This window comes from Mesorhizobium sp. M0074, from assembly GCF_040322975.1.
In the GTDB taxonomy this organism is placed as follows: Bacteria; Pseudomonadota; Alphaproteobacteria; order Rhizobiales; family Rhizobiaceae; genus Mesorhizobium.
In genome coordinates this window covers 47,827-72,589 of the sequence record NZ_JAMYUM010000019.1, presented here as the reverse complement: position 1 = coordinate 72,589, position 24,763 = coordinate 47,827, and the positions used below count along the sequence as shown (strand labels likewise).

Sequence of the window (24,763 nt, the reverse complement as noted above, 5' to 3'; positions counted from 1 at the left end):
CTGAAGCTTTCTCCTACTGCGCGATTTCGGCGACGACGGTCGCCGGAGTTGCGGTTGCGTTGGTGCCGCCGACCGTGAAGCTGATCACGTCGCCGGGGTTGACCTCGTTGAGAGCGGTCGGAACCGCCGTGTCCACGTCGCCCGCGGCCGAGCCGGCCTGGGTGATGGTGATGACGCCGGTGGTCACCGGAACGCCGTTGATGGCGCAGGTGATGGTGGCATCGCCGGTGGTCAGCACGCCGTCGATGACACTGCGTAGCCTGGTGATGCGGCCCTTGACGGATGCGATCGTCCTGGTGACGCCGGCGCCGACCAAGGTAGCGATGCGGGTGGCCAACGGGATCATGACCTTTTCCGCTGCCGGAATATCGATCCAGGTGCGGCCATCGCTGATGCCCGCGACGGTGCCGACGAGCAGCCGGGCGCCGGAGCCATCAAAGCTGAGCGTCTGATCGTCGACGGCGTAGACCGGCCGGCCGATGTCGACCTCGTCGGCGACGAAGATGAAGCCAAAGCAGCCGCGAAGCGTCTCGACGTTCAGGTCGCCGTCGGCGCCGTCGCGGTTGTCAACGTTGCCTTCAGCCAGGCCGACGATGGACACAGCGTTGGCGGTGCCGGCGGGAACCGCCATGCCGGTTGCCAGCAGGGCTACGATCGACTTGCGGAATATGCGGACACCCGACTTGACCGGGTAGCCGAAACGGTCGCCGGAGCGAGCCGGGATTTCGAGATCCTTGGACGCGACCATCAGACGGTTTCCTTGTTGAGCTTGAGGGTCTCGGCGAATTTCTTCGGATCGAGGCCCATGGCATTGCAGACGGCGATGTCGGCATCCGACAGGCCTGCGTCGCCGTCCGGCTTCTTGGCCGTGCGGATCTGCGAGGCCGTCATCACCGGCGCATTGCCGACGAAGGTGTCGAAGGCCTTCAGGTCAGCCTTGGCATAGCCGAGCGCCCAATCCTTCTGGGCCGGCGCTATTTTGCCGGCCTCGATCGCGCTGTTGACTGCCTCGGTCGCCTTGTCGGCGGTCAGATCCTCGCGCAGCTTCTTCAGGTCGCCCTGGAGCTCGGTGACCATCGCGATCGGCACGAACTTGGTCGGGTCAACCTTGCCAGTGATCGCCGACTGGACAGCCGTGACGATATCGTCCGCCTTGGCGTCGGCGGCAAGGCCGGCGGCGGTGGCGAGCCTGGTGCGATCGGCGACAATCGAATTGATCGCCGTCAGGATCTCCGCCGGCTTGGCGGTTTCCGTCAGGCCGGCAGCCTTGGCGATCGCCGTGCTGCTGGTCAGATGGGCGTTGATGGCGGCGACGATGCCGTCTTCGTTCGTGCCCTTGGCGAGGCCAAGCGCAGTCAGGATCTTGTCCATGCTGTCTCCGGTGGGGTTGTCGAGAGGGAAGAGGGCACTCGCCGCGACCGCGACGAGGTCGAGGTTCGGCGTGTTGGTCAGGCCGGCCATGCGGATGGCGAGCACCCGGCCTGTGGTCTTTTCGTGGAAGAAGACCGGCGAGAGGTAGCGATACTCTTTCCGCTTGATTGCGATCGCTGCCCCTTTGGTCCATTCGACGCGGCCATAAATGCCATCGTTCTGGACCTTCAGTTCCTTGATCCAGCCGGCGGCCGGCGCTTTGCCACCGACCCCGGGAATAGCGCCGAAAACCGCCTGGTGGTCATAGTCGATGGCGAGGTCGGTGGAGCCGGCATACTGGCGGCTATTGGCGACGATCTGTTCCATCGACGCCTTGTCGCCCGTTGTCCACGGGCCTTGGCCATTGCGACCGGAGAACGTGCCGGCCGGTACCAGCTGCAGCCATTTGTCACCGTCCGCATCGCCTGCGGTGAGCGCAGTAGAGTGCGTCGAGGCCAGGGCGGCCGAAAGGAGTACGGCAAGTGCGTTGTGCATTGCCGGACATTGGCCCGTCCGCTGCCGTCAAATCATGCCCGCCATGGCGGGCGGCAGTTCTTTCTCACGGGATCGAACTGGCGGGACTGAGTTGACAGGTCCGCCGCCGAATTCGCCAGGCAACGGTAGCCGAGCGGAGGGCAACCGGCAAGGCCGTGTTCTGGCCGCCTCGGTCGGCGGTCGGATATGCCCTAAAATCGGTTTTGAACGGGTCTACAGCGGCAAACGCGGTTCGCGGCTCCAGTGCCACGCCCCGAGGGGTCGCTACGCGCCTGTGCGGCGATCCTGTGAGGCTGCTTCAGTCGGGCGGTGTTGCCCAATCCGACGTGCTGGTTTTTCGTGCTAGGTCCTGTTCGACAACGGAGAGGTAGCCGGCCTTGCCGGGATTGTAGGCCCAGCCCGGATCGATGCCGTCAGGCACCGTCGTGACTTCGCCGGTGCGCTTGTTGACGAAGCTGCGCATCACGCCCGCCACTGGTTCGAACTTCAGCGCCTCGCCCTCGCGCTCAAGCCGGTCGATGTCGCGCTGCGACAGGCTCTGCAGCGTGCAATGGCAGTTCCACCCGTTGGGACACGCATGGGTGTTCCACCAGGGATGGTCGACCGGCAGCACCGTGTTGTGCCAGAGCGCATGAAGCGGCCTCGGGTTCTCCTGGCCTTCCAGGTGAACATAGCGGATGAACGGCCGGGTGGCCTTGTTGCGCTCGAACGATGACCAGTGGCCGGCGGCATAGCTCACCCGCATGTTCACATCGAAAATAGTTTTGAGGCGCCTGACGCTGCCGAGCTGCGACCAGCGGGTTTCTCCGGAGAGGGGATCGAACGCAGGCTGCTGACCCCACCAACCCTTCGTCTGCAGCAGCGGAGTCAGCTCGGTGGCGAACTGGGCAAAAGTCTTGCCCTGCGAAAGGGCGACCAGCAATGCCTGGTAGATGTCGCCCAGGATGTCGAAGCCGGCCGACTTCGCCACTGTGAAGCTGCGGGCATGGGCATCCTGCCAGGTGTCCAGCCAGGAGAATTCGGGATCGAGGCGCTGGCCGCGCGCAAACAGCGCCGCGATCGCGTCGGCCGGCGGCAGTGGCTTCAGATCTGCGGCCACAGGCTCAGCCGATCCTGCCCGACCACCATAGCGCCGCGAGCATCCAGATCACGATCATGGCGGCGCTGTATGCCATGCCGTGCCCATTTCGGCGTTTGGAGTTGATGAAGAAGCCGAGCAGGGCGAGGAACGAACAGAGCGCGAAGAAATAGACCATCGGAGAGTTCCCTTCAGAGCGTGTCGTCAACTTGGCCTGCGAGCAGGGCTGCAAATGCCGATCGGGCGAGCAGCTCGGTCAACGCGGCGGCATCGAGCCCGGCAAAGCGCTTTGAAAGCAGCGCCTTCACATCGGCTACGGAGCTGGCGGCTGCGATCTCCGCGTCGAGGCCGGCGACGATCGGCGAGACCAGCGGCTCCCAATCGGCCAGCATGGCGTCCGTCGAGCGCTCGATCGCATCGCGGGTGCCGGTGCCCGCGGTGGAGTGGACCGTCTGTTCGGTCTCGCCGGGTTTCAGTGGCGGGGGCGGGTTGTCATCAGGCGGGTCAGTTGGGGCCGGACCTTTCGGTGGCACGAGCAGTTCTTCGCCCTTGGCTGGGTCTGGAAGGCCGATACGGTCGCGCATCGTCGACATCCCGACCTTCAAGCCCAGGGGAACAAGTTTGGTCACATTGTCGACCAACGATTTGATGTCGACCTGCTCCGGCCGGCCGATCAAGATCCTTGGGTACTTTTTTTGCGGCCCGAAATTCAGATCGACCGTCGGCCGGGTGAGGTCACGGTTCAGCGTGGCTGCGATCTGGCGCCCGTCAGCTTTCTCGATATCCTCACGCACGCCGTCATGGGTTTTGCCGACTGCATAGCCGCCAGCGATTGCATCCGTTGTTCCCGTCTGTCCGAGCACCACCTTGGATGTCTGCTGGTCGAGCCAGTCGGCGCGCTCCTTATAGAGCCCATGCGACCCCGAAATGTCGGCCTTGATGAACTCGACTGCCATCGACGCGGGGACTATGGCGGCATAGTCGACGCCGATGTTGCTCACCGCATCGAGCAGGATTTGCTTGTCCTTCTCGGACGCGCCGGCGTCATATTTTCCCAGGCGGAGCGGCTGGCCATAGGCTTCGCAGAAGATTGCCCAGTCCTTGATGGTGAAGCTCTTGAACAGGAAGGTCCAGGCGACGGCACGCGCGATGCCGCCCCGGATCGGCAGGCCGGATTTAACCTTCGCCGAGTGATAGATCCACTGGTAGGGATTCAGCGGCACATTCTGGCCGCCGTCGCGCAGCAATGGCGTTTCCCCATCAATCTGGTCAAAGACGAACCAGCGCGGGTCGCGCCACGCCAGTCGCTTCGGCCGCCACTGTCCTTCGGACGTGTCCCAAATGATCTCGGTACAGGAGAAGCCCTTTCCGACCGCGTCGAGAATATCGAACAGCTCGTCCTCGAAGCCGTCGCGCTCGATGACTTCACGCACCAGGTCGGCATGCTCGACACTGGCGGCATCCTCGCCGGCCGCTTCAACGGTGATCTCTAGGCCGGAAACCTGCCGCTTGCGCACGCCAAGCACGCCGGCATAGTGTGGATCGCGCTCCTCCATATCTTCAGCCAGGGCGAGGTAGCTCTCGGGATCGTTGTCGATCGACGCCCGCAAGATACCGGCCAGCCGGCCGGGGGTGAGGCCAGCCGCCGGGTGAAGAGCATCGTGGCGCCGAACGCCGCTGCCAGTCGGAGCCGCCTGCTCGACCTTCAGGGCGGCTTTGGCGATCGGGCGGCCGTGGCGGTCGACGATCCCTTTGAATTCTTCAGCCATCAGAAAATCCCACGGTTGCGGCGGGCGGATGCCATGCGGAAGCTGCCCTCGATGTCATCGGCCCGATTGCGCCAGGCGCCCTCCGAGCTTTCTTCGAAGCGGCTCTTGGCGATCGCTGCCCGCACATAGTCGTATTCGTGCCACTGCATGCGGCTGGCGAAGTAGGCCAGGACGAGCGCGACCGCGAAATCACCGTGCCGCTTGGCGCCGGCCATGCCGACCCGCTCCGGCGGGATCGACGGTATGCCGCGGATGATCTTGACCAGGCGAAGATCCACCGCATGCTCGGCGTCCCTGGTCAGCGCGATGTTGGCGTCTTCAAAGGCGGTTTTAAGCGGCGGGAAATTCTCGTTGTACCAGTTCTGGCTGAGCGTGATCTGCCAGACAAGGCCGCCCGGTGTCTTCTCGGTGTGCAGGCCGAACGCGCGGCCGAGATCCTCGGCCAAGTTCATGCCGAGGCCCGTTGCATCGATCGCCGCGCCGCAGAGCCGTGGCGATCCCTTCAGCATCAGCGTTGCGATTTCCTTCTGTTCCTGGAAGGGCACGTTGCGCAACTCGACGGTGAGCGCCGCCTGGCGGCGCAGCACCTTGTCGATCGACAGCAGCGACATGATCGCCGGGTCGGCCTTGCGGGCCGGATCGTAGCCGAAGGCGTGCTGGCGGTTGTCGTCAAGGCCGTCGACCGCTTTCTTGATCGCGTCCAGGTGCGGCGCCATCAAATGCCGCCGCTCCAGCTCCGGACGATGCAGGAAGTCGAGCGGCAGATCGATGCGGATGACCGGCGCCTCCTCGGGCGTCAGCGTCATGCGCGCTTCGATGAGCGGGCTGGTCAGCCACGCACCGGAGCCCATGGACGGAACGCAGAACAGCTCCTCGTCGGCGCCGTCGCCGTAGAAGTCGATGATGTCCTGGCGCCACTGTGCCTCGGCCTCCGGCGACCACTCGCGGGCAGTGACCAGGCAGATGCGCTCGTAAAGCCCTTCCAGCAGCGCCTGGTCGAAATCGATCTTCAGATGGCTGTACTTCGACCGGCCGCCGAGGATGTCCTGGACCTGGACGTTGAATTCATTGTCGGCGCCGTTGTGGGTCGAGCAGACCACGACCTGGCCGCCCCACATCAGGTTGGCCAGCGCCGCCTTCAGCAGCTCCTTCAGGCTGTCGACGAAGGCCGCCTCGTCGATGATGACCAGGCCCTGCTTGCCGCGTAGGGTGCGCGGCGCCGACGACAAGGCTAGGATCTCGAAGCCGGATGCGAACTGGATGCGGAACGCCTTGATCTGCCGCGTCTCGTCCGGATGGGCGGGGTCCGTGTCGTCGAACAGGAACTCTTCCTGGGCGACAGCAGCATGCGCGAACGCACGGGACCACATGGCACAGGCGTCAATGAACTCGCGTGTCATCTCCTGCGAATAGGAGATGTACATGGCGTCCATGCCGCCGGCATCCTTGGCCCGGCCGGCGCGCAGCACGGCATAGGAGGCCAGTGCCCAGGTCTCGCCGATACGGCGGCTCTTCTCGATGAACAGCACCCTTACGGCGGTGCTTTCGAGCAGCGAGACGGTGCGACCCTGATAGCCGAGGAGCACCTTCGGCAAACCGACCCTTTCGATCACATGGTCGAGGTTCGCCATGCTCTCGCGGCGAACTTTTTCCCATTCCTCTTTGGAGATCGGGCCGGTCATATTCCGGCGGCCCTTTCGATCGCCGCCCGCTTGCACCGATCCCAGGCGCGGTCGCAAAGCCGATCGAGCTTCACCGCTTGAAGCCGAGATGGCGATCCGGGCGGGTAGGTCCAGAACCCATTATCCCCGAACAAGCGACGATAGCGTCGAGAGAGCTTAGACTTGCGCCGCCGCAGGTGAACGGAAATCGCGAGCCAGTGAGGCCCGCAGATCCACTCCCTGCAATCAGCTTTGCGCGTTCGCCGGCAGAAGGGAACCAGGCAATGCAATCGGACTGACATCAGTTCGCCCTCACCACGGGCTCCGGCCAAATGATGGTCACCGTTCCATGGATTGTTCGGCGGGCTATGACCTGGTCGAGTATATCCCCATTAGGCAGCACGACATTCGCCAGCAGCGGCAGCCCGTCTTCGCCGAGCACTTCGACCCGGACGTATCCATACCCATCGGTGCCGGAAAACGCCTCACAGATGTTCCGGTCGCAGACCTTGCCATCAAGGATGACGATCGGCAGCGTCTTCGATCGGTTGCGCCAGAAATCGACATCGTTGCGATTGCCGGAAACCCGCGTGGCGCGCCGAGCTGGGAGTGTGGCGGTGATCATGCGCCAGTCGCTTTCTCAAAGGCCTTGGTCACCTTCTGAATGCAGGCGTCGAGCCGGCGGATGTATTCGTCTACGCCGATCCAGGCCGGTTTACCGCGCTGCCTTTCGGCGGCCTCCATCTCACGCCGCAAGGCGTTGTTGAGGCAGGACGCCTCGTCGGTCGACAGCTCGAGGCGGATCGTGTTGCTCAATGCAGGCCTCCTTCAGACCTGTCCGACCAGGCGAAGTTGAAGGTGTGAACCAGAAGCTCGGCGTTGGCGGGATGGTTGTCGCCGGTCGTGCCGCCGATCGGGATGCCGTTGCCGTCGAAAATGACCGTGGTCGTGCCGCTGTCGCCCGGCGCGGTCGATAGCGGCAAGGCAATTTTGGCGACCTTCTGCCGGGCACGGTCGTTCATGTCGAGCCGATCCCGTCATAGACCTCTTCAACCGTTGCCAGCGCTGAACGGAGCTGGCGGAGGTAAGCGTCGGTCATTTCCTTGTCGGCCGGCGCGACGGGATAGCCGACAACGGTCATGCGGCGCTCGACGTTGGCGATCTCATGCGTGAGCAAGCCTTGCAAACAGCCGAAGTCGTACGCCGAGAATGTGACTGTCACGGTCGGTTTGGTCATGATGCCCTCACACCAAGGATCTGCGCCTTGATCGCCTCGGCCGTATCAGCCGACATGCCCTTGGCCTTGGCCACCGTATCGACGGCCTTCTCGACATCGGCGTTGAATTCCTTTGCCACCTTGGTCCGGCGATCGCTGGAAACGCTCTGCGCCTGGGTCGCCATCTTCAGCGCCGTGGCGAGCTGCATGGCGCCGATCGGCGCCAGCCCGCTTTCGCCGGCGTCGGTCAGCAGCTCGAACACCAGCGTCTTGATCGCCTCGGCTGCAATCAGCGTCAGATCGTCAGAGCTTTGCGCATCGAACCGCTTGGAGATGGTGGCAGCGATCTCGCGGGTGTTTTCCAGCCGGCGCGTCATCATCGCCAGCTTTATCGAATAGCGGTTGAACGCCGAGAATGAGGGGATGACGAATTCCAGCTCGCCTTTGTGCTCAGCCTGAAGGGCCTGCATCTTCAGGAAGAATTCCTCGTAGATCTCGCTCTGCGTACGATCGCGGTCCTGCAGGGCGGTGGCCGCCCACGTGATGATCGGGCCGCACTCCTCGGGCAGGCGCTCGATCGCCGAAAGCTGACCACGGCCTTTGCGCGCCATGTCAGGCCTCCGGCGAGGGTCGTGCCACGCCTTCGATGATCGCGCGGCGTTCCACATGGTCGACGCCGGCGCGCGTGATGGCCGCGACCATGAAGGTGCCGACCTCAGTCACCTTCACCGCGCCCAACTCGTCGAGCTTGCGCAGTTGCGTGCGGACCCACTCTCGCGAGCGGTTGTGACCGAATGTGTCGAGCGTCTTCGTCAGCAGCGCCTCGTTGAGGCGACCGTCGGTCTGCTTGTTCAGTTCCCGCAGGATGACCAGCCGGGCATCGTAGGTCAGGTAGGCGTCGAAATCGGTCATTCGCTCTTCGATCCTGATAGCAAGAAGTTCTCCATGCGGTGGACGGTGCGGGCGATGCCATTGACCACCTCGGCCTGCTTGCCGGCATCACCCTTGATCTCGGACACGGCGAGCCGCAGATCCATGAACGCCGTCGCATCCGGCAGATGCTTCATTTCGCTTTCGATCGACTGGATGCGAGCGCCGTGGCCGTCCAGCGTCTTCTCCAGCTCGGCATAGCGTTCGCCGGTCTCTTTCTTGTGCGTCGACAGATCGGTGGCCGTCTTTTTGGCGCCGGACGTCACCAAGGTGAACACCGTCGTTCCCAGCGACAGGATCGTCGAGATGGCGACCAGCCAGGGCATCAAGGGCGTAATGTCCATCAGGCACGTTTCCTGTTCTGTCGTTCGATGAAGGTTTCGCAGTCGATGCACCTGGTGCAGTTCGGGACCGCGTCACGCCGGGCATCGGGTATACGCTCGCCGCAGTCGCAGAACGGCGAGCTAGTCACCTCGACGGCGGCGTATTGCCCCCGGATCGCCGCCTGGATGCGCGCGACGCCGGCCGCGCATTCCTGCTCGACGCGCCGCTCGGCCAAGTCGATGGCTGCGTTGCCGGCCGTCATTTCGGTTCCCTCGCAGCCTTGCGCTCGTCATACCAGCCGGCGCACGCGTCGGTCTGGGCGTTCGCATTGCCCAAGGCGATATCGGCCTTCTTGTTCGCAACGCCGAGCTTGTCGCCGAGCTTCACGCCGCTCCGGTGATGGCGGCGGCATTCCGGGGGATAGTCGGGCATGCGCCGCGCTTCGGTGACCGCGCGATTGGCTTGCGTCAACGCGTCGGTGACGACGCGGGCCGCCCCCTTGTCGGCATAGGCTTTGCCGAGGGCAGCCTTATCGGTTGTGCAAGCTGTCAAGCAGCTGCTGATCAACAAGGCCGTCAACGCGGGCCTGAAGCACGGCGAGGTCATCTTCCGCTTTCCTTTTTTCGGCGTCGGTCAGTGTGAGCGTGGTTTCGAGGTGGACGCGGGCGGCCCGCTCATCAGTCGCGATCTTACTGGCCTCGTCGGCCTTGCCGTCGCTCCAGGCGCGCAGCCGGCGCTGTTCGACCAGCTCGGCATTGAGCGCGTCGAGCCTGGCACTAGCCACGAGTTCCGTCACGGCCTTGTCAACCGCCTGGCGCACGGCCGAGGCTTTGTCGAACCAAAGCCAGATACCCGCGGCGAGAAAGAACCACACCGGTAGCGTGATGCCGAACGTCAGCACCGGCAGCACCCATCTTTTCAAGAAGAGGCCAATAGCTGCGCCGGTCATTGCGCCAACCACCACCACAGCAGCGCCACGCCCACCAGGACGAACACCGTCGCAGTCCCCGATGCCGAGCCCACGAAGCTGGACCAGAAGATGCGCGGATCGATCATTGTACGTTCCCCTCGCTGAACGGCTCGGCCGGCTCGCCGCCGTCTGTAACTGACAAAGGTGTGGTGGACTGCCCGGACACCATAGCGCGGACGATCTGCCTCAGGTCCAAGTGGCCGATGCCCATGTAGGCTCCGCTCACCGCCAGGATCAGGCCGATCGCCGTCGCGGCAACGTAAGCCGCCTGGGCATAGACGATCGAGGCAAACACCGCCGCCCAGGCCAAGGCGCAATTGATGATGACCAGCCCCTTCGAGAAACGGCGGCTCTTCTGAACAAGCGGCATCAGAGCTTCGCCTTTACTTCGGCCCGGAAGCGGTCGCCGCATTCGCGCGCCGTATCGAAAGCGGGATCGAACGGCAGCTTGGCGATGTCCCATTTGCCGCGCTGCTGGATGCCGAGATTGGCTTGCACCTCGGCATGCGACAGCACGGTGTGTGGTCCTACAGGGATCGTGTAGCGCCGGCAAAGCTCAGCGACGACAGTCGAGGCGGCGTCCCACTGCGCCTTCGTGAGCGGCTGCGAGCCAGCGTTGAACGGCCGCTCGATCGCGCCGGCCATCGCGCACATCGAAACGCCGATCGAGCCGGTGTTGCAGTTCAGCGTGTGCGCGGCATAGCCGGCCTTGGCCTTGGGTAGCGAATTGAGGTCGATCGACGGGACGCCACGGATCAGCTTGCCGTCATCCTCGATCAGCAGATGATAGTGCTGCCGGTCGAAATCCGTCGCCTTGTGGCTACCGGCCGTCCAATGGAGAATGACGCGCTGGATGGTCGCATTGGGCAGCCAGCCGCTAGGGATAGTCATTGAGTGTCCGCCTGTGAAATCGGCCGGGAGAGCCCCGGCCATTTCGCAACACCATGCCTTCGGCGGCAGGCGGCAATCATGCCCGCCAAAGCGGGCGGTCTGTCAGTTGCTGGAAAAGAGGTCGGTCTGGCGCGGATCTCGGCTGCCCTTGACGGGCTTGTCCGGCATGCGCCGGAAGAGCTTGTCGACGCCGGTCTCGGTGATGCCGAGCCGTCCGGCGATCTCGCCGTTCGAGGCGCCGTTCGCCCGATACTGCCGTGCGCGAAGCTCGCGGGCAAGAGGCACGCGGATATACGATCCGGAATAGCGACGGGCAAGTTTCTTGGCCGCCGCAGCGCCCAGGTTCTTGGCAAGGTCGGTGTCGTCGCCGGACGCCGGCACGTAGAGCCGGCGGCCGCCATAGGTTTCGGCGAGACGCACGAAATCCGCCGGGCCAAGCATGGCCAGCAGCTCGGCGGATCGCAGCTCGTCGCTCACGCCACCTCCAGCCGCAGATTGCGCATGGTGGTGGTAAGCGTCTCGCGGTTCGGCCCATGCCAGATCAGGCAGAGCGTATATAGGCCGCTGCGGCAGCGGTAGAGCGCCGAATGCTTGGTCAGCGTCCAGTCACAGCCCTTGGCGGCTGCAAGCGCGTTGCTGGCCAGCTCCGAGGCGGCGAATGCTTCGATCTTGGCGAAGTCGATCTTGACCCTGCCGGTCTGACGACGACGCACGCTCATGCTGGCTCCCATTCGATCAGCTTGCCTTCGAACAGCCCGGCACCATGCTCGGCCTGCCAGAAGGCGCCCATGTTCCAGCGAGCCGACCCGACCCTGCCGATGCGCTTCCATCGCCAATCGCCGACATGCTCGATGCCGAAGCCGTCAGCTGCGGCGAAGGCCTCGATCTCGTCGCGATGCAGCGAGCGGCTGTCGATGATGATCGAGCCGATGAACTCATCCAGGAGCGGCGTGGTGACGATCGCGATCGGCCGGACCCGGATGCAGATCGGATCGGGGTCGACCAGCTTGACGCAGTTGCGGGTGCGCATGCCCTGGTAGAGCTGCACCAGCTCGCCGGACCGGGCGTGCCGCTTGCGATCGGCGCGCACGGTATGCCGCTTGATCAGGCTGGACACCTGAGGGCCGAACATCGCCTTGAAGCTATAGGCGACCATCAACCGACCCTCGCCTTGTGGACGCCGCTGGCGATGGCATCAAGGATCATCGATCCTCTGTGCTCTTCGACGAGTTGGATTACCGCATCGTATTCAGCCCGGGTTGCGCCATCGAAGCGCGTCACCAAGAGGTCCGCCGATGCTATGATCCTTGCAGCGTCAATTTCGATATTCTGCGGGATCTCTGCCAGAACGACGCGGGCCATTTCGACAACCAAAGTGGAGTGTTTCTCGGCCATCAGCGTACCTTCCTGATCATGTTGCCAAGCGCGTTCATCACAACCGGCCAGTCGCGATCGGTCATCTGGTCGAGCGGCTTTGCGGTGTCCCAGACGAACTGGCGGAAGCCCTTGGGGTCAAAGGCTTTCGCGACCGACAGAAGCTGCCATTGCGCGAGTGCAATCTTTGCACCGGAGAGCCGCAGCCAGTCCGCCATACTGACGGACAGGTGCCAGTCTACGCCGGCCTCCCGCGTCATCCACGCCTTCAGCGCGTCGATCGCTTTGGCGGAGTCTTCGGCATCGAGCAGGAACCTTGTGTGCTCGATGCCAGTCTGTCGCTTGACGAACGACAGCATGGCGGCATCGCGCCGGTCGCGGACGATGCCGAGGTTCCAGGCGGCGATCCAGAGCGCCTGCAGCTTCTTGGCGAACGGGCCTTGAAGGCCCTTTTCAGCGGGCTTGAAACCCTGCCGGCGCTGCTCCTCGACGATGCGCAGGTGCTCGCGCTCGTTCATCTCGCGCAGGCTGCGCTTGCCGGTGACACGCTGGTAGAGATCGCGCGCGGTGTCTTCGTCGAGGCCGAGCTGCTTGTTGGCGACGTGGATGGCGGCGAGCGAGCTCATGAGCCGCTCCCACCAAAATAGGGCAGCGCCAAAGGCTTCTGCCGACCAGCGACGGACCGCTTTTTAGCCTCACGCTCGGCTTTGCGCCCTTCGTCGACCTCACGATCGACCGTCTGTTTTACTTCGCCAATCTCCTTGAGGAGATAGCCGAGCGAGGCAGGGTCGTTCACCTCGATCACTACCTTGACGATGGCGCGCGGGCCTTTGGCTGTGGCTCCATAGCTGCGGATGCTCATGTGCCGGCCGTCGATCCAGATCGAGGTCATGGCTCGTCCCTCCGCTCGATCGGCATTGGGCCGCTGCCGTGCGGATTGAAGCCGTCTTCGGCCGCGATCTTCTTTCGGGCGGCCGTGCGCCAGTTCGTCAGCGCGCCGGTTGTCCCGCTGGTCGAGCTGGCGCGGAGCCCGGCCATCGTGACCGAATGTTCACCCGCCGGGCGCGGGTTGAACCTTGCGCCTTCCTCGTTCGTGAAGAACTCGATCAGCTTGGCCTCTGCCCTGTCGTGACCGGCGCGCCACGCCGAATAGTCGGCCTGCCTGAATTCGCCGGTTTCGGCCTTGGCGACCGCCAGCTTCTCATCGAGCAGCGTGACGAGGCGCTCAAGCGTTTCGATCCAGAGCGTCATGGGCGCACCTCAGGATCCGCCGTTGCTTCGAGAAGCATCCGATCGCAGGCGATTGCGTGCTGTTCGACGGTGGCGGCTAGGTCTTTCAAGACCCGAGCCGCCGAGTGAAACGCGCCGTCGTCGGCGTAGATCTTTGCCAGCTCGCAACGCTCGTCCAATTTTTCGTGGATGTTCATGGCCGTCACGCCTTCGCCAGATCGATCGTGACCGCCCGCCAGTCGGCGTCGAGGCGGTCGCGTTCGTAGCAGCGGACATAGATCTTGGAGCCCACCACGCGCATGGCGTCTCGGATGGCGGTCATGGCGCGCTGCCAGCGCTCGTCGCCGATGTCGAGGCGCAGCAGCATGAAGATCGCGGCGCGGTTGATCTGGCCTTCCTTGTCGGTATTGAAGGCGCGCGTCACGATCGCGCGGATCTCCGGCCGACTGTCGGCCGACCATTCGGTCAGGCATTCGTCGATCAGGCTCTTGGCGATCTGCAGCTGGGCGCCGAAGTCGATCGTGTCGGCGACCTGCACCTGGACCTTCTTCATGCCGTCGAAGGTCATGAAGGTCTTGTTGCCCTTGGCGCCGCCTTTGCTGGCACCGTATTCCTGGGCGAGCAGCGCCTCGAACGCGCCGAGGTCATTGAAGGTGTGTTCCTTGAAGCGACCGATCTGCGCCGAAAGATCGATGGCATAGCCGAGGATGGTGCGAACCGTTTCGTCCTCGAGCATCTCGGACGGCTTGATCATTTCGACCGGCACGAGATTGCCCTTGGCATCGGGCATATATTGCTTGTCGCCGACCAGGACCTTTCCGGTGGCGCGGGCTTCAGTTGCTGCTTGCATGGTCATTCTCCTGTTGGGCGGTGGTAGGGGATAGGGCTCGGCATGAAGGCGAGCAGGTCGCGGACGTGGGCCAGCTGGTATGCGACATGCTGCTGATGTTCGTCGCCGGCCAAGCTGGCCCAAGCGCCCTGGTCGAGAGCTGAGATCAGGAGCCTGGTCTCCAGCGCGATCGCCCACAGGCCTTCGGTGGCCATCGCAAGGGCAAGCACCTCGGCCGTGGTGGCCCGGACACCGTTGCGCTCGGGGTCGGCGACAATGCGGCCGCACAGGTCGATCATGTCGAGCTTGGCGACGGCGGCCAGCAGCGCTTCACTTGCGGCCATTTTTTTGCCTTTCCAGTTCCTTCTTGAGGCGGAGGGCCGACCGCTCCAGCGCCTTGCGCGCCGGGATTTCACCGGGCGAGAACTTCGCCTGCAGCAAGCGATCAACGGCGGCACCGACTTCCTTGCATGCCGCCATCATCTTGCGGTCAGTTGCGTTCAGGTCGGGCCGGCGCCTAGGCGTCGTCGCCTGGATTTCTTCGACGACAATCTGCAGCACTCGGCCCATAGCCTTCATGGCAAGGTCGGTTGTGACGATCTGGTCCAACGGGTGGCTCATGCCGCACCTCCCGGCCGGCCGTCTGAAAACGGCCGCGGGATGGCGGGGAACAGCCGCACGTTCGACCCCGGCCGGCACGCCGCTTCGGCGATGCGGTCGGCCTCGGCCTCGCGTTCTGCCTGCGCCTGGTCATTCCAGACCTTGCAGCTCAACCGGTTCTCAATGTCGCGGGCCTTGCCGCGAAGTTCCTTGATGCACTCGCAGAGAACACGGGCGTCTTCGGGATCGAGGATGCGGGGCTCGTGCTGATAGTCGGAGATCAGGTCGCGCAGTTCGGACAGGCCGTCCGAGAGCGCCAAAGACATTCTTTCGCCCATGGCTATTTTCTCCTTTGGGGGCAGGTTTTGCAGGCGTGGAAAAGTTGGGCGCGATGCCGCGACGTGGCGCGGAACGGCTCCTTCTGTTCGGTGAGGCAGCGGTCGCGGCCGATCTCGCCGAGCACCGGGCATTCGACGGTGGCGGCCATCAGGGCGCCGCGCACCATCTGCTCGACGCGGGCGACGTCGCCGAGATACTTGCCGCTGATGATGGTCGAGACGGCCGAGCGGCTGTAGCCGATGCGCTGGCCGGCAACGCCGAGATCACTGGCATCGGCAAGCCGGGCCAACTCGTCTAGCCAGTCGGGCAACGGAGAGCCATGGGCGTCGATCGCCTTTTCGACAAACGACTGGCCGGCCGGCCGGCTGTGCTTGACGGGGCCGCGGTTCATGGCAGCACCTCGCGCGTGACGGGTCGGCCGATGACCGTTTTGCTGTTCGGATCGAACACCATTTTTGTGGCGAGGATCTTCGGTGCCTGCAGGCCGAGATTGTGCACAAGCCGATAGCGCCCTGGGCTGCCGGCCACGACGCCAGCGGTAGACAGCGCGTAGAGATAGGCTTCCACCGTCCGCCGAGGCACGTCAGGGCAATTTTCTGCCATGTCGGCAAGGCTGAACACCTTGGCCATCTTGATCGCGCGCCAGACCTGCTCGATGGCTGTCTCGGGCGGGGTCTTGCCGTCCGGCGTCAGCCGGGGTGCTACGGCCGGCCGCTTGGCCAGGCGATAGACGACGGTGGCCGGGAGATTGGCACCGCCGCCATGGCTGGCGGTCTTCTGGTCGACGACTTGGGCAATCCCCGCGAGGCGAAGCTTCCGAACGAACCTGCCGACCGCTTGCGTCTTGACGTTCGTCCGATCGCAGATCTGCCGCACCGTCCAGGGACCGCTGAGATCGAGATCGCGGATGATCGACCAGTAGCCGGCTTCGCCGCGCGGCACTGCGATGCTGATCTGCACGATATCGAGGATGGATCGCCCGCTCATGCGAACTTCCTCGGGGTGAATTTCGGCGTGCTGAAGATCGCGACGGCACCGCCGAAAGCGGCAAGGTCGATCTGTTTCGTTCCGAGTATCTGGCTGGCCTCAACCACCTTGGTCAGGTTGACGACGATGCGGCGCGTGTTGCCCTTGGTCTTGTCGAGAATGGCGGCGGCCAGATCGCTGGCGATCTCGATGCCGGGGCAGCGATTGGCGGCGAGCAGGCCAAAATCCTCGGCGTCGCAAGGCACGGCCGACAGCCATTCGAGCACGCGGTTGTGCACGCGCTCGAACTCCTCGAGATATTTGGGCAGCATCTCCTCGCCGATCATGACAACCGGCGCGCCCGACTTGTCGGTCAACTCGCGCAGCAGGTCAACGAAGCGCTTCTTGGCGACAAAGTGCGCCTCGTCGATGATCAGCGGCCGGCGCGGTTCGGCCACCATCAGCATGATGGCGTTGGTCTTCAGATCCTCGATCGAGCCGCGCGGGCGTGTTTCGCCCAGCTCGATCAGGATTTGCGAGAGCAGCGAGCGCGCTGTGGTGAACTGGCCGCATTCGACATAAGCCGCCCGGTAGCGATTGGCGCCATAGATACCGGATTTGGTTTTGCCCCAGCCGGACGGGCCGGAGAACACGGCGAGCCCTGGCAGGTCGGGGTCGCGGTCGACCATCTTGGCAAGCAACGTCGAAAAGGCCGCGACGTTCTTCAATGGCGCCGGCCGGTTGACTTTCAGTGCTTCGTTCATCATTTTCCTCGTTGTGCTGTGCCGCTTCGGCGGCTGTTCTTGCGGAGAGCCCGGTTTGCAGACCGGGCTTTTCCGTTACTCAGGACAGGTACGCGTCCCCGAAATCGCGGTGCATGCCTTGCTGGGCCTTGAACTCGGCTGACAGCTCGTAGCCGCCGAGCCAATGGGCATCGGCAGCAACCACCGGCTCCTCGGCTTCGATGCGCTGGCGAAGGGAGAAGGCGCGCCGGTAGCGCTCCTTGGCCGTTTCCGGCAGCGCCACCACGTTGGTGTCCTTAGGCAAATGCGCGGTGCGCAACGCCTCGATCTCGTCCTGCCGGCGCTGGAGCTTCGCGTCCGTTCGCGCGAACAACTCGGCCTCGTCCTGCCGCGTCATCTCCTCGATCAGCCGACGATGCGCGGCCGCCGCTGCCGGGTCGAGCGGCTGGGTCGGGTTGAGCCGCTCGCCAAGCGCCTCGATCGCGGCGCTGATCTGCGGCGTCGAATGGGTCTGTTCGCGTTTCGGCAGCGGGATGACGTTCGGCGCGTCGCGGCGGGCGACTTCCAGGGCGCGCTCGATCAGCGGCGAGCCCTTGGCGATCTTCTTCATGTCCGCCTTCAGATCGCGCGTGCGCTCGTCCACCAGCTCGCCGCGGATTTCCTTGGCGGCGCGGACAAGAGTCTCGGGATGGATGCCGGATAGTTCCGGGCAGATCGCATCGCCGAGGAATTCGGCGCCGTCCTGGGCGAAGGCGTAGGCGCGGCCGGCATCGTTGGGGTCCATGCGCACGAACACGGCCGTGCCCGGCAGAATGGTCGGCGTCATGTAGTGATATCCGTCGATGCGGATGCCGAGTTTGGTGACGATGCGCTGGCCGTCCGTGCCGGCGACCGGCATCAGCAGCAGGTCTAGCGCGCGTTCGGCGACGTATCGCACGGGCGTCGACGAGGACTGGGCCTTGGCGAAGGGCGTGACCTTGTCCAGGCCTGCATGCGGCCGGTGCTGGTAGATGAGCCGAGCCCAATCATCGATGTGCTTCTGCAACTGCGGGCCGGTCAGCGACACGCTGAACGTTACGGCTTCCGTTTCGCCGAGGCGCTGCGCAAAACTCTTGCGGCTCTCGATCGCCTTCCGATCTTCGACCGAATGGCCGACGAACCCCGGGAGCAACGGGCCAACATCGTGCTGGAACGTCTTGATGACGCGTTCGACGTGGCCCTTTTGCTCGGGCGAATAGGCATCGGATGCGTCGGGATTGATGTCGAGCGAAAGGAACAGGCGCTGGGTGTCTTTGGCTACGAAGTCGGACCCGTTGTCGGTGGTGACAACCTGCGGCACTCCCCATTCGAGGATGGCCTTGCGCATCAACAGGGCGACAGCGGAAGCTCGCGGCGTGCGCGACAGCTGCCAGATCGTGCGGCGCGTGGCGATGTCGATGCACGCATAGACCGAATGCCGGCCGTCAGTGCACAGCGCGTCGACTGGCGAGGCGTCGATCTGCCAGAGCTGGTTCGGTTCGGTGATGTGGCGCAGCATGCCGACGCCGGCCGGGGCCAGGTGCGAGCGGTAGCGGTCCGGATTGGTGAGCTTGATCAGCTCGACCTTGTGGCTTTCCTTCAGCCCCTTCAGCGCGTGCTGAAAGGTGCGGACCGGCGGCATCGGAATGATGGTTTCAACGCCCTTTGAAACCGTCTTCAAAGTGTCGCCGAACTCCGACCGGCAGAGGGTCCGCACATGATGGCCGGAAAGGTGCGGCTGATGGGCGATCAGGGCCAGCATAAAGGCGCTGACCGCACCGCCATTGGCGGTTTCGAGAACACCTGTGCCCTTGCGCGCCTGGGCTGGATCATGCCCGAGCGCGTTGATCTTGCCGTCGCGCTTCTGCGACTGCCAGCGGGCGAGCGAGCGCTTCGACAGGGTAGGCACGATCTCTCGCACCCACTCGTCGATGTTGAGCGAGCCGACATTGTATCGATCGGTGAAGACCTGGACGCGGGTGGCGTAGCCGAGCTGCAGGCCGCGCGAAAATTTCTCGAAGGCGGCGACGATCGCCAGCCGGGCGTCACGCTCCTTTTGTGCGCGGGCGGTCAGGCTGGTGTCCGGCGCGGCACTCGCTGGCGTGACCGGCCGTTCAATGACGAGGTGCTTCTGCTGATAGGCGACCTGGGCAAGCACCGGTAACAGCGAGACGTGATATTCGGTAGCACCGCCCCGACCGGCGCGTTGGCGGGCCTGTGTGGCGCGCTCGTCCCAGCCTTCACGCTCAGCCATCAACTGGACGCCGCGTTCGCTCCACGGCATGTCCGGCAAGGCCTCGGCGGCGATCTCGCGGGCGGTCAGGCAGTCTTTCATGCGGCCACCTCGGCACCCATGCGCCGCAGCATCCGGCGGACCAGGTAGCGGCCCTCAGCGGTCAGCTCCAGCCGGCCGGTCAAGCCGCCGCCACGGTATTTCAGGCGACCGCTCAGCAATCCGGCTTTGAGTGCGTCCTTCGTGACGGAGGGCGCGTGCGCCACGGCCAGGTAGAAGCCCGTCGGCCGGCAGAGATCATCCTTCCACCACAACAACACGAGGTTGCTGATGATGTCGGGGCGGAACTTTTCGAGGAGGTCGAGGCGCGCTTCGATCATGGCCGCACCGCCGGAAATTCATCGTGGGTGCGACCGTCGAGCAGGCGGCCGGCGTCGCCCTTCTTCATCCGCAGCAGCGTGGTGCCGTCGCTCTGATGCTCGAACGAATGGCCAAGGAACTTGGCAAGCCAGGCGGCGTCGTCGAAATTGAGCGGTACCGGCGGAACCCAAGTCTTGCCGTCGCGCACGATCCAGGCGGCGCCCGCTTCTGTTACTGCCGCGATGCGACTGGCGACCTGGTCGGCATCGATCAGGCAGCCCCACTGTTTGAACAGGTAGGGAATGCCGTTCGCCGCACCGAAATCGCGGGTTGCACGGTGCCAGTCAGGATGATGCGGGCGAGCGCTTTTGCCGTTCGCATCGCTCTCGCCGCCTGACACGATCCAGTCGAGGAACTCCCAGCCGGTCCAGTCGACCGGGCCAAGGGCGGGCTCGTAGCTGACCCACGTTTTCCAGCCCATTTCCGAGAGCCGGCGCATGCTTTCGCGGCGTTCGTCGGCGTGAGCTTGGTCTTCAACCGAGACCCCGAGCCAGATGTTGGGCGAGGGAAACGCCATGCCGTCGAAACTCGGCCAGGGCGACGGCGGCATCGCATCAGCGAAGCGCTTCACTGTGTTTCGGAAGGGCTCCTGCTCGACACGGGCCAGATAGTCACGCATCCGACCGGGTCGCTTCGTCAGCACCTGGAAGGCGTGTTGCGGCGCCATCGACATGACGGCAAAAACCCTGTCAATCCATACGTCCGGCACAGCCTCATAGAACAGGTCGGCGTGCGCGCAGACGAAGATCATGCGCGGCTTGGTCCAATGCAGCGGCTGGGTCAGCCACTGTTCGTTGAACCGAACCTCGCCCGTCCACACCGGGCCATTCTTGGTGTCGACGGTGAGGCCTTCGCGGCTCGGATGATGCTTCAGCCGAGTGCCGGCGAGCTTCATCGCGTAGCAGAACTTGCAGCCGGGCGATTTGACCTGGCAGCCGGTGATCGGGTTCCAGGTCGCGTCCGTCCATTCGATGTTTGTGCCGTCAGCCATTGGATGCAGCCTCGCTTGCCTTCACGCGGTCGTGCTCGCTGGTCAGCCAGTCGATCGCCGCGTGCATGGTCGAGAACTTGGCGCTGTTGGCTTCGCTGACGGAAATCCGGTGGATCGAATAGGCGACCCATCGTTCCGCGCGGTTGTTGCCGGCGAATTTGGCGATCGTGCCAAGGCGAACGCCGTCGATGACGATGCCTGTCATGCTCGTGCCTGTTGGTTGGCGCCCCCCCCGTCTGTGCGGCGGGCGCTGCTGGCCGGGGCGGCTTGGGAGATCGCCTCGGCGGATTGGAGGGTGCGGATGGCTTCTTGCGTGTAGCCGTGCAGCTGCTCGCGCATGTGCTGCTTGGTGTCAGCATCCTCGCAGCGCAGCATTTTGAACTGCCAGCGGACGAGCCAGTGCGCCTGCGAGGCCGGAAGCCTGAAATAGTGATCGGGGCAGAAGATGCCTGTCGCAGCGTTCGAGCATGCCGGCATGGCGCAGTGGCTCATGACCAAAGGCCTCCGCCATGGACATGCTTCTGGACACGGCGCCGGAATGCCGCGCCGGCCGCGAGACGGGCACCCTGCTGGCGCGTGAAAAACACGTGCAGGCCGTAGAGAAAGACAGCGTAGAGCAAGGCGCCGGCGAGGGCGATTGCGAGGAAGCTCATTGGCCGAGCCTCCAGGCGATGACAGCCGCCGAAATGCCGGCGCTGCCGAAGGTGGCGAAGGCGACAAAGCCGGCCACTGCCAGCAGCGACAAACAGTCTTGTGCAAGGTCGAGAAGATCGCGTTTCATGTGAAAGCCTTTCATCGTTTCGCTTTCCACTGTGCATCGAACGCCTGCCTATCGAGGGTCGCCCGCTGGATGGCCTCGTCGGCCATTTCCCGCATGATCAGCGCCTCGTATTTTTTGGGGACGACGATCATCCCGGCCTCTTCCAGAAGGGTGTTGAGCGCGCGTACGTCGCCGGTGACCGCGATTAGAGCGAGCAGGCGGAGCGCCGAAATCGAATGCTCCTTGGCCTGGCTGGCGTAGGCATCCAGCATCGGCTTGGAGACCTCGTCCTTCAGGTAGTCGGACATTGCCTGGGCAATATCGGCCCGGCTCTTGTCCGCTTCCGTCAGCGTCAGGCTGACGGCCTTCGACAGTCGTCCCGCCATCGACCAGGCCTGGACCTTTTCCGCATCGAAACGCTCGACCACTGGCGCCGGCTGGTAGTCGCGGAACAGATCCAGGGTCGAGTTGTTGCGGGGTGGCCTGGCCATCAGCTCTGCCGGTCTTTCATCCACCGTTGGATGGCGGCCTCGTGCAGCTCGAAGAACCGGTCTTGCTCGCTTGTCTTCATCTTCGAGAAGTCGGTTGCGAGCTTCTGCCAGCGCGGCTCGGTCGCCGGTTTGGGCGTCCGGTCGAGGGTGGCGATAGCATCGGCTACCGAGCCAGCTTGTGGGGGCTCACTGGTCAGCAGCGCGGCAATATCGGCCTGACGCGTTGGCTGTTCGGCTGCTAGCGCCAGAAGCTCGGATTGCTTGTCGGCGATGCCGTGTAGGGCGATCTGGTCGCGGACGTCTGTGGCAATCGTTGCGATCTTCACGGCGTTGAAGATGCTGCGTTCTGACAGGCCGAACGCCTTCCGAGCGGCCTCCGAAAAACTAACTGCAAACTTTGCAGTAGTTTCTTCTAATGTAATCTTCTTCGGCCGCCCCCCACGATTTGCAACGTGCGCAGCCTCGTAGATCTCGCGCCAGCGGGCGATGTCGACGGCGCGATCAAGGGCGCTCAACTCCCGCCGCGCGAGGTTCTCGGTAATTTCGGCCAGCGCGATTTCAGCCTCGGACGCGAAGTCCTCGGGGCTCTTCACGACGGCTGCGATCGCGGGCGAAGCGAGAAGTTTCGCGGCGGCTAGGCGGTGATGGCCGAACACCAGCCGGTAGCGCTCGCCGGTGGCGATCACCTCGATCGGTGTCTTCTGGCCTTGGGTCCGAAACAGATCAGCCAGCGTTTCGACCCATGCAGGATCAAGCTTGCGCCGGCCGGCTGCGACATCGATCAGGCACACGTCAATGGCAGAAATGACGGCCGGTTTGGACAGATTGGCCATCAGAAGCGGCCTCCGATGTCAAAAGCAGCGCTGCGATTTGCTCTAGTCGGCCCAAAATCGGCGCTGATAATCTCGGCGTTCTGTGCTGCGTGGAGTTGCGTGATGTCGAACGGGTTTATTGACGGTCGCCGGATTTCCGGCATGCGTGCAAGGGCGCTCGGCATGGCTCAGGCAGCCTCGCCGGGTATCTCGAAGAACCAACTGTCATCCCAGGACAGGCCACGGCCGATCGCCGCCGCACGAATGCGCTGCATCTCGCGCAATGAAGGGCGCCTGATACCACTTTCCCAGCGCGAGACTTGGCTCTGTCGAACGCCCGCTAAGGCGGCCATTTCAACCTGAGTGATGGCAAATATGTTGCATCGAATGTGATGGAGTTGGTTCATGCTCGCATTTCATCCCAACAGGGATAAAAGTCAATCCCTATTGGGATTAGGTTTTGATTATCCCTTCTGGCATATTGAGGCGATGGATGTTCCGGTCGTTCTGAGGGCGCTATTGAAGGCTACCGGCTGGACGCAGGCCCGGTTGGCGGGACGTTTGGGCGTCAATCAAAATGACATTTCGCGATGGTTAAAGGGGCGGGAACCACGCGGGAACGCAATGGAAGCGATTCGGACGCTGGCCCTTGAGCACGGCGTCCTTGAAGATCCTACGCTTCGCGGATCCCCTCAGGATCCGAACGAACGTCGCCTACAGAGCGTGTTCGCGCGCGTAGCCGCAGCGCCACTACTGCTTCAGGATCGAGTTATCAGTTTCGCGGAATTTCAGCTTGAGCAGTTCGAACGTCAAAAGAAGTCGCGCGAAACCGCTACGTAAGCGCTTTGATGATCGATGGCCCATTCGCCGCCATAGGCGGCATGCATGGCCTCAGCGAGCGCTTCGGCACATCGCTGAATTCGGTCCAGCGGCGCCGCAGCCCCTACCTCGCTCCCTGCCATCGACGCCGCCGCCAGCAAGAGCCCCGATAGTGCTACCCGCCGATTGACGTTGATACTGCCCGCCGCTTCTTGCCCGTCCAATTTCCGTGACCCGCCCTAGTTATTATTTTAGAACCATACAGGAAGATATTCCTCGCCGAGGTACCCTTAGGGCGCCTCCGAGGTGTCCCAATACGAGACGCTTACAACCATCTGTATCTGCTTAACAGCTTCCCTCAACCTTTAGCGATCGGCTGTGGATAGTGGGGATCAATTGCACATTTTTCGATGTTTTTTGCACCATATCGAGTCGCCTGGGTTTCCGCCATAAAATCGGCGCCATGCCGCCGAAGCAAACAGACGAGTCGAGCCCGGAGCGCGAGCGCCACAATCTTCATATGACGCCGGAACTGAAGGCACGTCTGGCCGATGCGCGTAATAAGAGCGGCAACAGCATGAATGGCGAAATTCATTCCCGCCTGGAAGCGACATTCGACGACTCTGCTCAACGCATCGCTGCAGTGATCTTGCCGCTCCTTCAAAAGCTCGACGAGGACGATCAGGCAAAGTTTGCGGACTTGATTGCCGCTATGGCTAGATGACGCGTAGCCGAGGGCTCTCCCAGCCAGCGGGAAATTCGGGCGCGGGAAGCTTTCGGAGTTCGGTCGCCTCGTCCTGAGCTGTGGTTACGGGGCAACTCTCTGATCTCGTTACCGATTTCCGGCTGATGGGCGTTGTTTTCAAAACTCCGAAGTCGTTTCGGAGTTTGTCGCCGGCGCTCCAGCCCCTCAGATGAAGTTTGAACGCCTTGTTTTCCGGGCTTTTGCCCGATCTAAGTGGTGCCATCTGATCTTGCGCGCGGTCGGCCCGCCGGCCGTTTTGGTGCCAAGTGAAGTTGCGCGGCCGTTTTCTGGCCACCGGGCTTTCTGGCCCCGGCTGTTTACCGCTGAACGCCTTGTTTTCCGGGCTTCTCGCGGCTGTTCCCGGCAATTATCACCTTTTCCCAGGATTAGGCGGCTGATGCCATCTGATCTTGCGCGTTACACATGGCGGTGGTGTCACCGAAATGGTCGGCCGCCGGCATTTCGTGCCGCATGTGCCGGGCACCCGCTTTCTCGACGCGTCCTCGGCCGGCGAATTCGCCACCGATGCCGAACTGGCACTGGCGGCAAACTGGGACCGCACGGCGTCGAGCGTCAAGCACATGACGTTCATCGCGCTGAAGACGACCGAGGCCTGATCGGGCGAAGGGGCGGGCGTCAGACGTCCCGC

The 24,763-nt window shown here is 63.6% G+C and carries 46 protein-coding genes; 3 read left to right on the top strand and 43 right to left on the bottom strand.

Annotation, left to right across the window (positions count from 1 at the left end; translation table 11 throughout):
* Positions 1-13 precede the first annotated feature (13 nt).
* From NKJ73_RS23880 to NKJ73_RS23670, 43 genes are all read right to left on the bottom strand, one after another.
* Positions 14-748 carry a hypothetical protein gene (locus tag NKJ73_RS23880; protein WP_352453349.1) on the bottom strand — a complete coding sequence of 245 codons (735 nt, stop codon included), beginning with the start codon at positions 746-748 and terminating at the stop codon, positions 14-16.
* A complete protein-coding gene (locus NKJ73_RS23875) occupies positions 748-1,905 on the bottom strand; it encodes a phage protease (RefSeq protein WP_352571309.1) in 1,158 nt (385 codons plus the stop codon). The genes NKJ73_RS23880 and NKJ73_RS23875 overlap by 1 nt, the downstream gene beginning before the upstream one ends.
* 298 nt (positions 1,906-2,203) lie before the next feature.
* Positions 2,204-3,004: a phage head morphogenesis protein gene (locus tag NKJ73_RS23870; protein WP_352571308.1), complete on the bottom strand. Its 801-nt coding sequence runs from the start codon at positions 3,002-3,004 to the stop codon at positions 2,204-2,206.
* A gap of 4 nt (positions 3,005-3,008) precedes the next feature.
* On the bottom strand, positions 3,009-3,161 hold the full coding sequence (locus tag NKJ73_RS23865) for a hypothetical protein (protein ID WP_352453352.1): 153 nt from the start codon (positions 3,159-3,161) through the stop codon (positions 3,009-3,011).
* Positions 3,162-3,174: 13 nt separating this feature from the next.
* Positions 3,175-4,752: a DUF935 domain-containing protein gene (locus NKJ73_RS23860; protein WP_352571307.1), complete on the bottom strand. Its 1,578-nt coding sequence runs from the start codon at positions 4,750-4,752 to the stop codon at positions 3,175-3,177.
* Positions 4,752-6,434: a terminase large subunit domain-containing protein gene (locus NKJ73_RS23855; RefSeq protein ID WP_352571306.1), complete on the bottom strand. Its 1,683-nt coding sequence runs from the start codon at positions 6,432-6,434 to the stop codon at positions 4,752-4,754. The genes NKJ73_RS23860 and NKJ73_RS23855 overlap by 1 nt, the downstream gene beginning before the upstream one ends.
* Before the next feature lie 280 nt (positions 6,435-6,714).
* Positions 6,715-7,038 carry a hypothetical protein gene (locus NKJ73_RS23850; RefSeq protein WP_352453355.1) on the bottom strand — a complete coding sequence of 108 codons (324 nt, stop codon included), beginning with the start codon at positions 7,036-7,038 and terminating at the stop codon, positions 6,715-6,717.
* The gene (locus NKJ73_RS23845) at positions 7,035-7,229 is read right to left on the bottom strand and encodes a hypothetical protein (RefSeq protein WP_352571305.1); all 195 of its coding nucleotides are present in this window, start codon (positions 7,227-7,229) and stop codon (positions 7,035-7,037) included. The genes NKJ73_RS23850 and NKJ73_RS23845 overlap by 4 nt, the downstream gene beginning before the upstream one ends.
* Entirely contained in the window at positions 7,226-7,435 is a 210-nt protein-coding gene (locus tag NKJ73_RS23840; RefSeq protein ID WP_352571304.1) for a hypothetical protein, read from the bottom strand. The genes NKJ73_RS23845 and NKJ73_RS23840 overlap by 4 nt, the downstream gene beginning before the upstream one ends.
* A complete protein-coding gene (locus NKJ73_RS23835) occupies positions 7,432-7,650 on the bottom strand; it encodes a PH domain-containing protein (RefSeq protein ID WP_352571303.1) in 219 nt (72 codons plus the stop codon). Before NKJ73_RS23835 ends, NKJ73_RS23840 begins: the two co-directional genes overlap by 4 nt.
* On the bottom strand, positions 7,647-8,240 hold the full coding sequence (locus tag NKJ73_RS23830) for a DUF3486 family protein (protein WP_352571302.1): 594 nt from the start codon (positions 8,238-8,240) through the stop codon (positions 7,647-7,649). Before NKJ73_RS23830 ends, NKJ73_RS23835 begins: the two co-directional genes overlap by 4 nt.
* Position 8,241: 1 nt before the next feature.
* Entirely contained in the window at positions 8,242-8,541 is a 300-nt protein-coding gene (locus tag NKJ73_RS23825; protein ID WP_292672625.1) for a VpaChn25_0724 family phage protein, read from the bottom strand.
* A complete protein-coding gene (locus tag NKJ73_RS23820; RefSeq protein WP_292672623.1) occupies positions 8,538-8,903 on the bottom strand; it encodes a DUF2730 family protein in 366 nt (121 codons plus the stop codon). The genes NKJ73_RS23825 and NKJ73_RS23820 overlap by 4 nt, the downstream gene beginning before the upstream one ends.
* Positions 8,903-9,145 (bottom strand): TraR/DksA C4-type zinc finger protein, encoded by a 243-nt coding sequence (locus NKJ73_RS23815; RefSeq protein WP_352571301.1) that lies wholly within the window; start codon positions 9,143-9,145, stop codon positions 8,903-8,905. Before NKJ73_RS23815 ends, NKJ73_RS23820 begins: the two co-directional genes overlap by 1 nt.
* Entirely contained in the window at positions 9,142-9,435 is a 294-nt protein-coding gene (locus NKJ73_RS23810) for a hypothetical protein (RefSeq protein ID WP_352571300.1), read from the bottom strand. Before NKJ73_RS23810 ends, NKJ73_RS23815 begins: the two co-directional genes overlap by 4 nt.
* Positions 9,413-9,832 carry a hypothetical protein gene (locus tag NKJ73_RS23805; protein WP_352516684.1) on the bottom strand — a complete coding sequence of 140 codons (420 nt, stop codon included), beginning with the start codon at positions 9,830-9,832 and terminating at the stop codon, positions 9,413-9,415. Before NKJ73_RS23805 ends, NKJ73_RS23810 begins: the two co-directional genes overlap by 23 nt.
* 103 nt (positions 9,833-9,935) lie before the next feature.
* Positions 9,936-10,223, bottom strand: a complete 288-nt coding sequence (locus tag NKJ73_RS23800; RefSeq protein ID WP_352571299.1) for a hypothetical protein — start codon at positions 10,221-10,223, stop codon at positions 9,936-9,938.
* Complete coding sequence (locus NKJ73_RS23795; protein ID WP_352571298.1) at positions 10,223-10,744, bottom strand: peptidoglycan recognition protein family protein; 522 nt, start codon at positions 10,742-10,744, stop codon at positions 10,223-10,225. The genes NKJ73_RS23800 and NKJ73_RS23795 overlap by 1 nt, the downstream gene beginning before the upstream one ends.
* Before the next feature lie 102 nt (positions 10,745-10,846).
* A complete protein-coding gene (locus NKJ73_RS23790) occupies positions 10,847-11,221 on the bottom strand; it encodes a hypothetical protein (RefSeq protein ID WP_352571297.1) in 375 nt (124 codons plus the stop codon).
* Positions 11,218-11,463 carry a hypothetical protein gene (locus tag NKJ73_RS23785; protein ID WP_352571296.1) on the bottom strand — a complete coding sequence of 82 codons (246 nt, stop codon included), beginning with the start codon at positions 11,461-11,463 and terminating at the stop codon, positions 11,218-11,220. The genes NKJ73_RS23790 and NKJ73_RS23785 overlap by 4 nt, the downstream gene beginning before the upstream one ends.
* A complete protein-coding gene (locus tag NKJ73_RS23780; RefSeq protein WP_352571295.1) occupies positions 11,460-11,900 on the bottom strand; it encodes an ASCH domain-containing protein in 441 nt (146 codons plus the stop codon). The genes NKJ73_RS23785 and NKJ73_RS23780 overlap by 4 nt, the downstream gene beginning before the upstream one ends.
* Positions 11,900-12,139 (bottom strand): hypothetical protein, encoded by a 240-nt coding sequence (locus tag NKJ73_RS23775; RefSeq protein WP_352571294.1) that lies wholly within the window; start codon positions 12,137-12,139, stop codon positions 11,900-11,902. Before NKJ73_RS23775 ends, NKJ73_RS23780 begins: the two co-directional genes overlap by 1 nt.
* Entirely contained in the window at positions 12,139-12,744 is a 606-nt protein-coding gene (locus NKJ73_RS23770; protein WP_352571293.1) for a regulatory protein GemA, read from the bottom strand. The genes NKJ73_RS23775 and NKJ73_RS23770 overlap by 1 nt, the downstream gene beginning before the upstream one ends.
* Positions 12,741-13,010 carry a hypothetical protein gene (locus NKJ73_RS23765; protein WP_352571292.1) on the bottom strand — a complete coding sequence of 90 codons (270 nt, stop codon included), beginning with the start codon at positions 13,008-13,010 and terminating at the stop codon, positions 12,741-12,743. Before NKJ73_RS23765 ends, NKJ73_RS23770 begins: the two co-directional genes overlap by 4 nt.
* Positions 13,007-13,369 (bottom strand): hypothetical protein, encoded by a 363-nt coding sequence (locus NKJ73_RS23760; protein WP_352571291.1) that lies wholly within the window; start codon positions 13,367-13,369, stop codon positions 13,007-13,009. Before NKJ73_RS23760 ends, NKJ73_RS23765 begins: the two co-directional genes overlap by 4 nt.
* Entirely contained in the window at positions 13,366-13,545 is a 180-nt protein-coding gene (locus NKJ73_RS23755; RefSeq protein ID WP_352571290.1) for a hypothetical protein, read from the bottom strand. The genes NKJ73_RS23760 and NKJ73_RS23755 overlap by 4 nt, the downstream gene beginning before the upstream one ends.
* Positions 13,546-13,550: 5 nt before the next feature.
* Entirely contained in the window at positions 13,551-14,198 is a 648-nt protein-coding gene (locus NKJ73_RS23750) for a DUF3164 family protein (RefSeq protein WP_352571289.1), read from the bottom strand.
* Between the two features lie 2 nt (positions 14,199-14,200).
* On the bottom strand, positions 14,201-14,521 hold the full coding sequence (locus NKJ73_RS23745) for a hypothetical protein (RefSeq protein WP_352571288.1): 321 nt from the start codon (positions 14,519-14,521) through the stop codon (positions 14,201-14,203).
* On the bottom strand, positions 14,508-14,786 hold the full coding sequence (locus NKJ73_RS23740) for a hypothetical protein (protein ID WP_352571287.1): 279 nt from the start codon (positions 14,784-14,786) through the stop codon (positions 14,508-14,510). The genes NKJ73_RS23745 and NKJ73_RS23740 overlap by 14 nt, the downstream gene beginning before the upstream one ends.
* 8 nt (positions 14,787-14,794) lie before the next feature.
* Positions 14,795-15,115 (bottom strand): hypothetical protein, encoded by a 321-nt coding sequence (locus NKJ73_RS23735; protein WP_352571286.1) that lies wholly within the window; start codon positions 15,113-15,115, stop codon positions 14,795-14,797.
* Between the two features lie 2 nt (positions 15,116-15,117).
* Complete coding sequence (locus tag NKJ73_RS23730; RefSeq protein WP_352571285.1) at positions 15,118-15,507, bottom strand: transcriptional regulator; 390 nt, start codon at positions 15,505-15,507, stop codon at positions 15,118-15,120.
* Complete coding sequence (locus tag NKJ73_RS23725) at positions 15,504-16,103, bottom strand: hypothetical protein (protein ID WP_352571284.1); 600 nt, start codon at positions 16,101-16,103, stop codon at positions 15,504-15,506. Before NKJ73_RS23725 ends, NKJ73_RS23730 begins: the two co-directional genes overlap by 4 nt.
* Positions 16,100-16,846, bottom strand: coding sequence for an AAA family ATPase (locus NKJ73_RS23720; protein WP_352571283.1), 747 nt, complete (start codon positions 16,844-16,846; stop codon positions 16,100-16,102). The genes NKJ73_RS23725 and NKJ73_RS23720 overlap by 4 nt, the downstream gene beginning before the upstream one ends.
* A gap of 79 nt (positions 16,847-16,925) precedes the next feature.
* Positions 16,926-19,178, bottom strand: coding sequence for a DDE-type integrase/transposase/recombinase (locus tag NKJ73_RS23715; RefSeq protein ID WP_352571282.1), 2,253 nt, complete (start codon positions 19,176-19,178; stop codon positions 16,926-16,928).
* Positions 19,175-19,456, bottom strand: coding sequence for a hypothetical protein (locus NKJ73_RS23710; RefSeq protein ID WP_352571281.1), 282 nt, complete (start codon positions 19,454-19,456; stop codon positions 19,175-19,177). The genes NKJ73_RS23715 and NKJ73_RS23710 overlap by 4 nt, the downstream gene beginning before the upstream one ends.
* Positions 19,453-20,487, bottom strand: a complete 1,035-nt coding sequence (locus NKJ73_RS23705; protein ID WP_352571280.1) for a phage Gp37/Gp68 family protein — start codon at positions 20,485-20,487, stop codon at positions 19,453-19,455. Before NKJ73_RS23705 ends, NKJ73_RS23710 begins: the two co-directional genes overlap by 4 nt.
* Positions 20,480-20,692 (bottom strand): hypothetical protein, encoded by a 213-nt coding sequence (locus NKJ73_RS23700; protein WP_352571279.1) that lies wholly within the window; start codon positions 20,690-20,692, stop codon positions 20,480-20,482. The genes NKJ73_RS23705 and NKJ73_RS23700 overlap by 8 nt, the downstream gene beginning before the upstream one ends.
* On the bottom strand, positions 20,689-20,979 hold the full coding sequence (locus NKJ73_RS23695) for a hypothetical protein (protein ID WP_352571278.1): 291 nt from the start codon (positions 20,977-20,979) through the stop codon (positions 20,689-20,691). Before NKJ73_RS23695 ends, NKJ73_RS23700 begins: the two co-directional genes overlap by 4 nt.
* Positions 20,976-21,140 (bottom strand): hypothetical protein, encoded by a 165-nt coding sequence (locus tag NKJ73_RS23690; RefSeq protein ID WP_352571277.1) that lies wholly within the window; start codon positions 21,138-21,140, stop codon positions 20,976-20,978. The genes NKJ73_RS23695 and NKJ73_RS23690 overlap by 4 nt, the downstream gene beginning before the upstream one ends.
* Positions 21,137-21,283 (bottom strand): hypothetical protein, encoded by a 147-nt coding sequence (locus NKJ73_RS23685; protein WP_352546967.1) that lies wholly within the window; start codon positions 21,281-21,283, stop codon positions 21,137-21,139. Before NKJ73_RS23685 ends, NKJ73_RS23690 begins: the two co-directional genes overlap by 4 nt.
* The gene (locus tag NKJ73_RS23680; protein WP_352452374.1) at positions 21,280-21,738 is read right to left on the bottom strand and encodes a hypothetical protein; all 459 of its coding nucleotides are present in this window, start codon (positions 21,736-21,738) and stop codon (positions 21,280-21,282) included. Before NKJ73_RS23680 ends, NKJ73_RS23685 begins: the two co-directional genes overlap by 4 nt.
* Positions 21,738-22,571, bottom strand: a complete 834-nt coding sequence (locus NKJ73_RS23675; protein ID WP_352571276.1) for a ParB/RepB/Spo0J family partition protein — start codon at positions 22,569-22,571, stop codon at positions 21,738-21,740. Before NKJ73_RS23675 ends, NKJ73_RS23680 begins: the two co-directional genes overlap by 1 nt.
* Positions 22,572-22,738: 167 nt before the next feature.
* Positions 22,739-22,957 carry a helix-turn-helix domain-containing protein gene (locus NKJ73_RS23670; RefSeq protein WP_352452376.1) on the bottom strand — a complete coding sequence of 73 codons (219 nt, stop codon included), beginning with the start codon at positions 22,955-22,957 and terminating at the stop codon, positions 22,739-22,741.
* On the opposite strand from NKJ73_RS23670, the gene NKJ73_RS23665 reads away from it, so the two are divergent.
* The 3 genes from NKJ73_RS23665 (at position 22,956) to NKJ73_RS23655 (ending at position 24,731) form a co-directional block, all read left to right on the top strand.
* Entirely contained in the window at positions 22,956-23,390 is a 435-nt protein-coding gene (locus tag NKJ73_RS23665; protein WP_352452377.1) for a helix-turn-helix domain-containing protein, read from the top strand. The two genes, NKJ73_RS23670 and NKJ73_RS23665, sit on opposite strands and share 2 nt — an antisense overlap.
* Before the next feature lie 364 nt (positions 23,391-23,754).
* Positions 23,755-24,093, top strand: a complete 339-nt coding sequence (locus NKJ73_RS23660) for a hypothetical protein (RefSeq protein ID WP_352452378.1) — start codon at positions 23,755-23,757, stop codon at positions 24,091-24,093.
* 431 nt (positions 24,094-24,524) lie between these two features.
* The gene (locus NKJ73_RS23655; RefSeq protein WP_352571275.1) at positions 24,525-24,731 is read left to right on the top strand and encodes a hypothetical protein; all 207 of its coding nucleotides are present in this window, start codon (positions 24,525-24,527) and stop codon (positions 24,729-24,731) included.
* Positions 24,732-24,763: the final 32 nt, after the last annotated feature.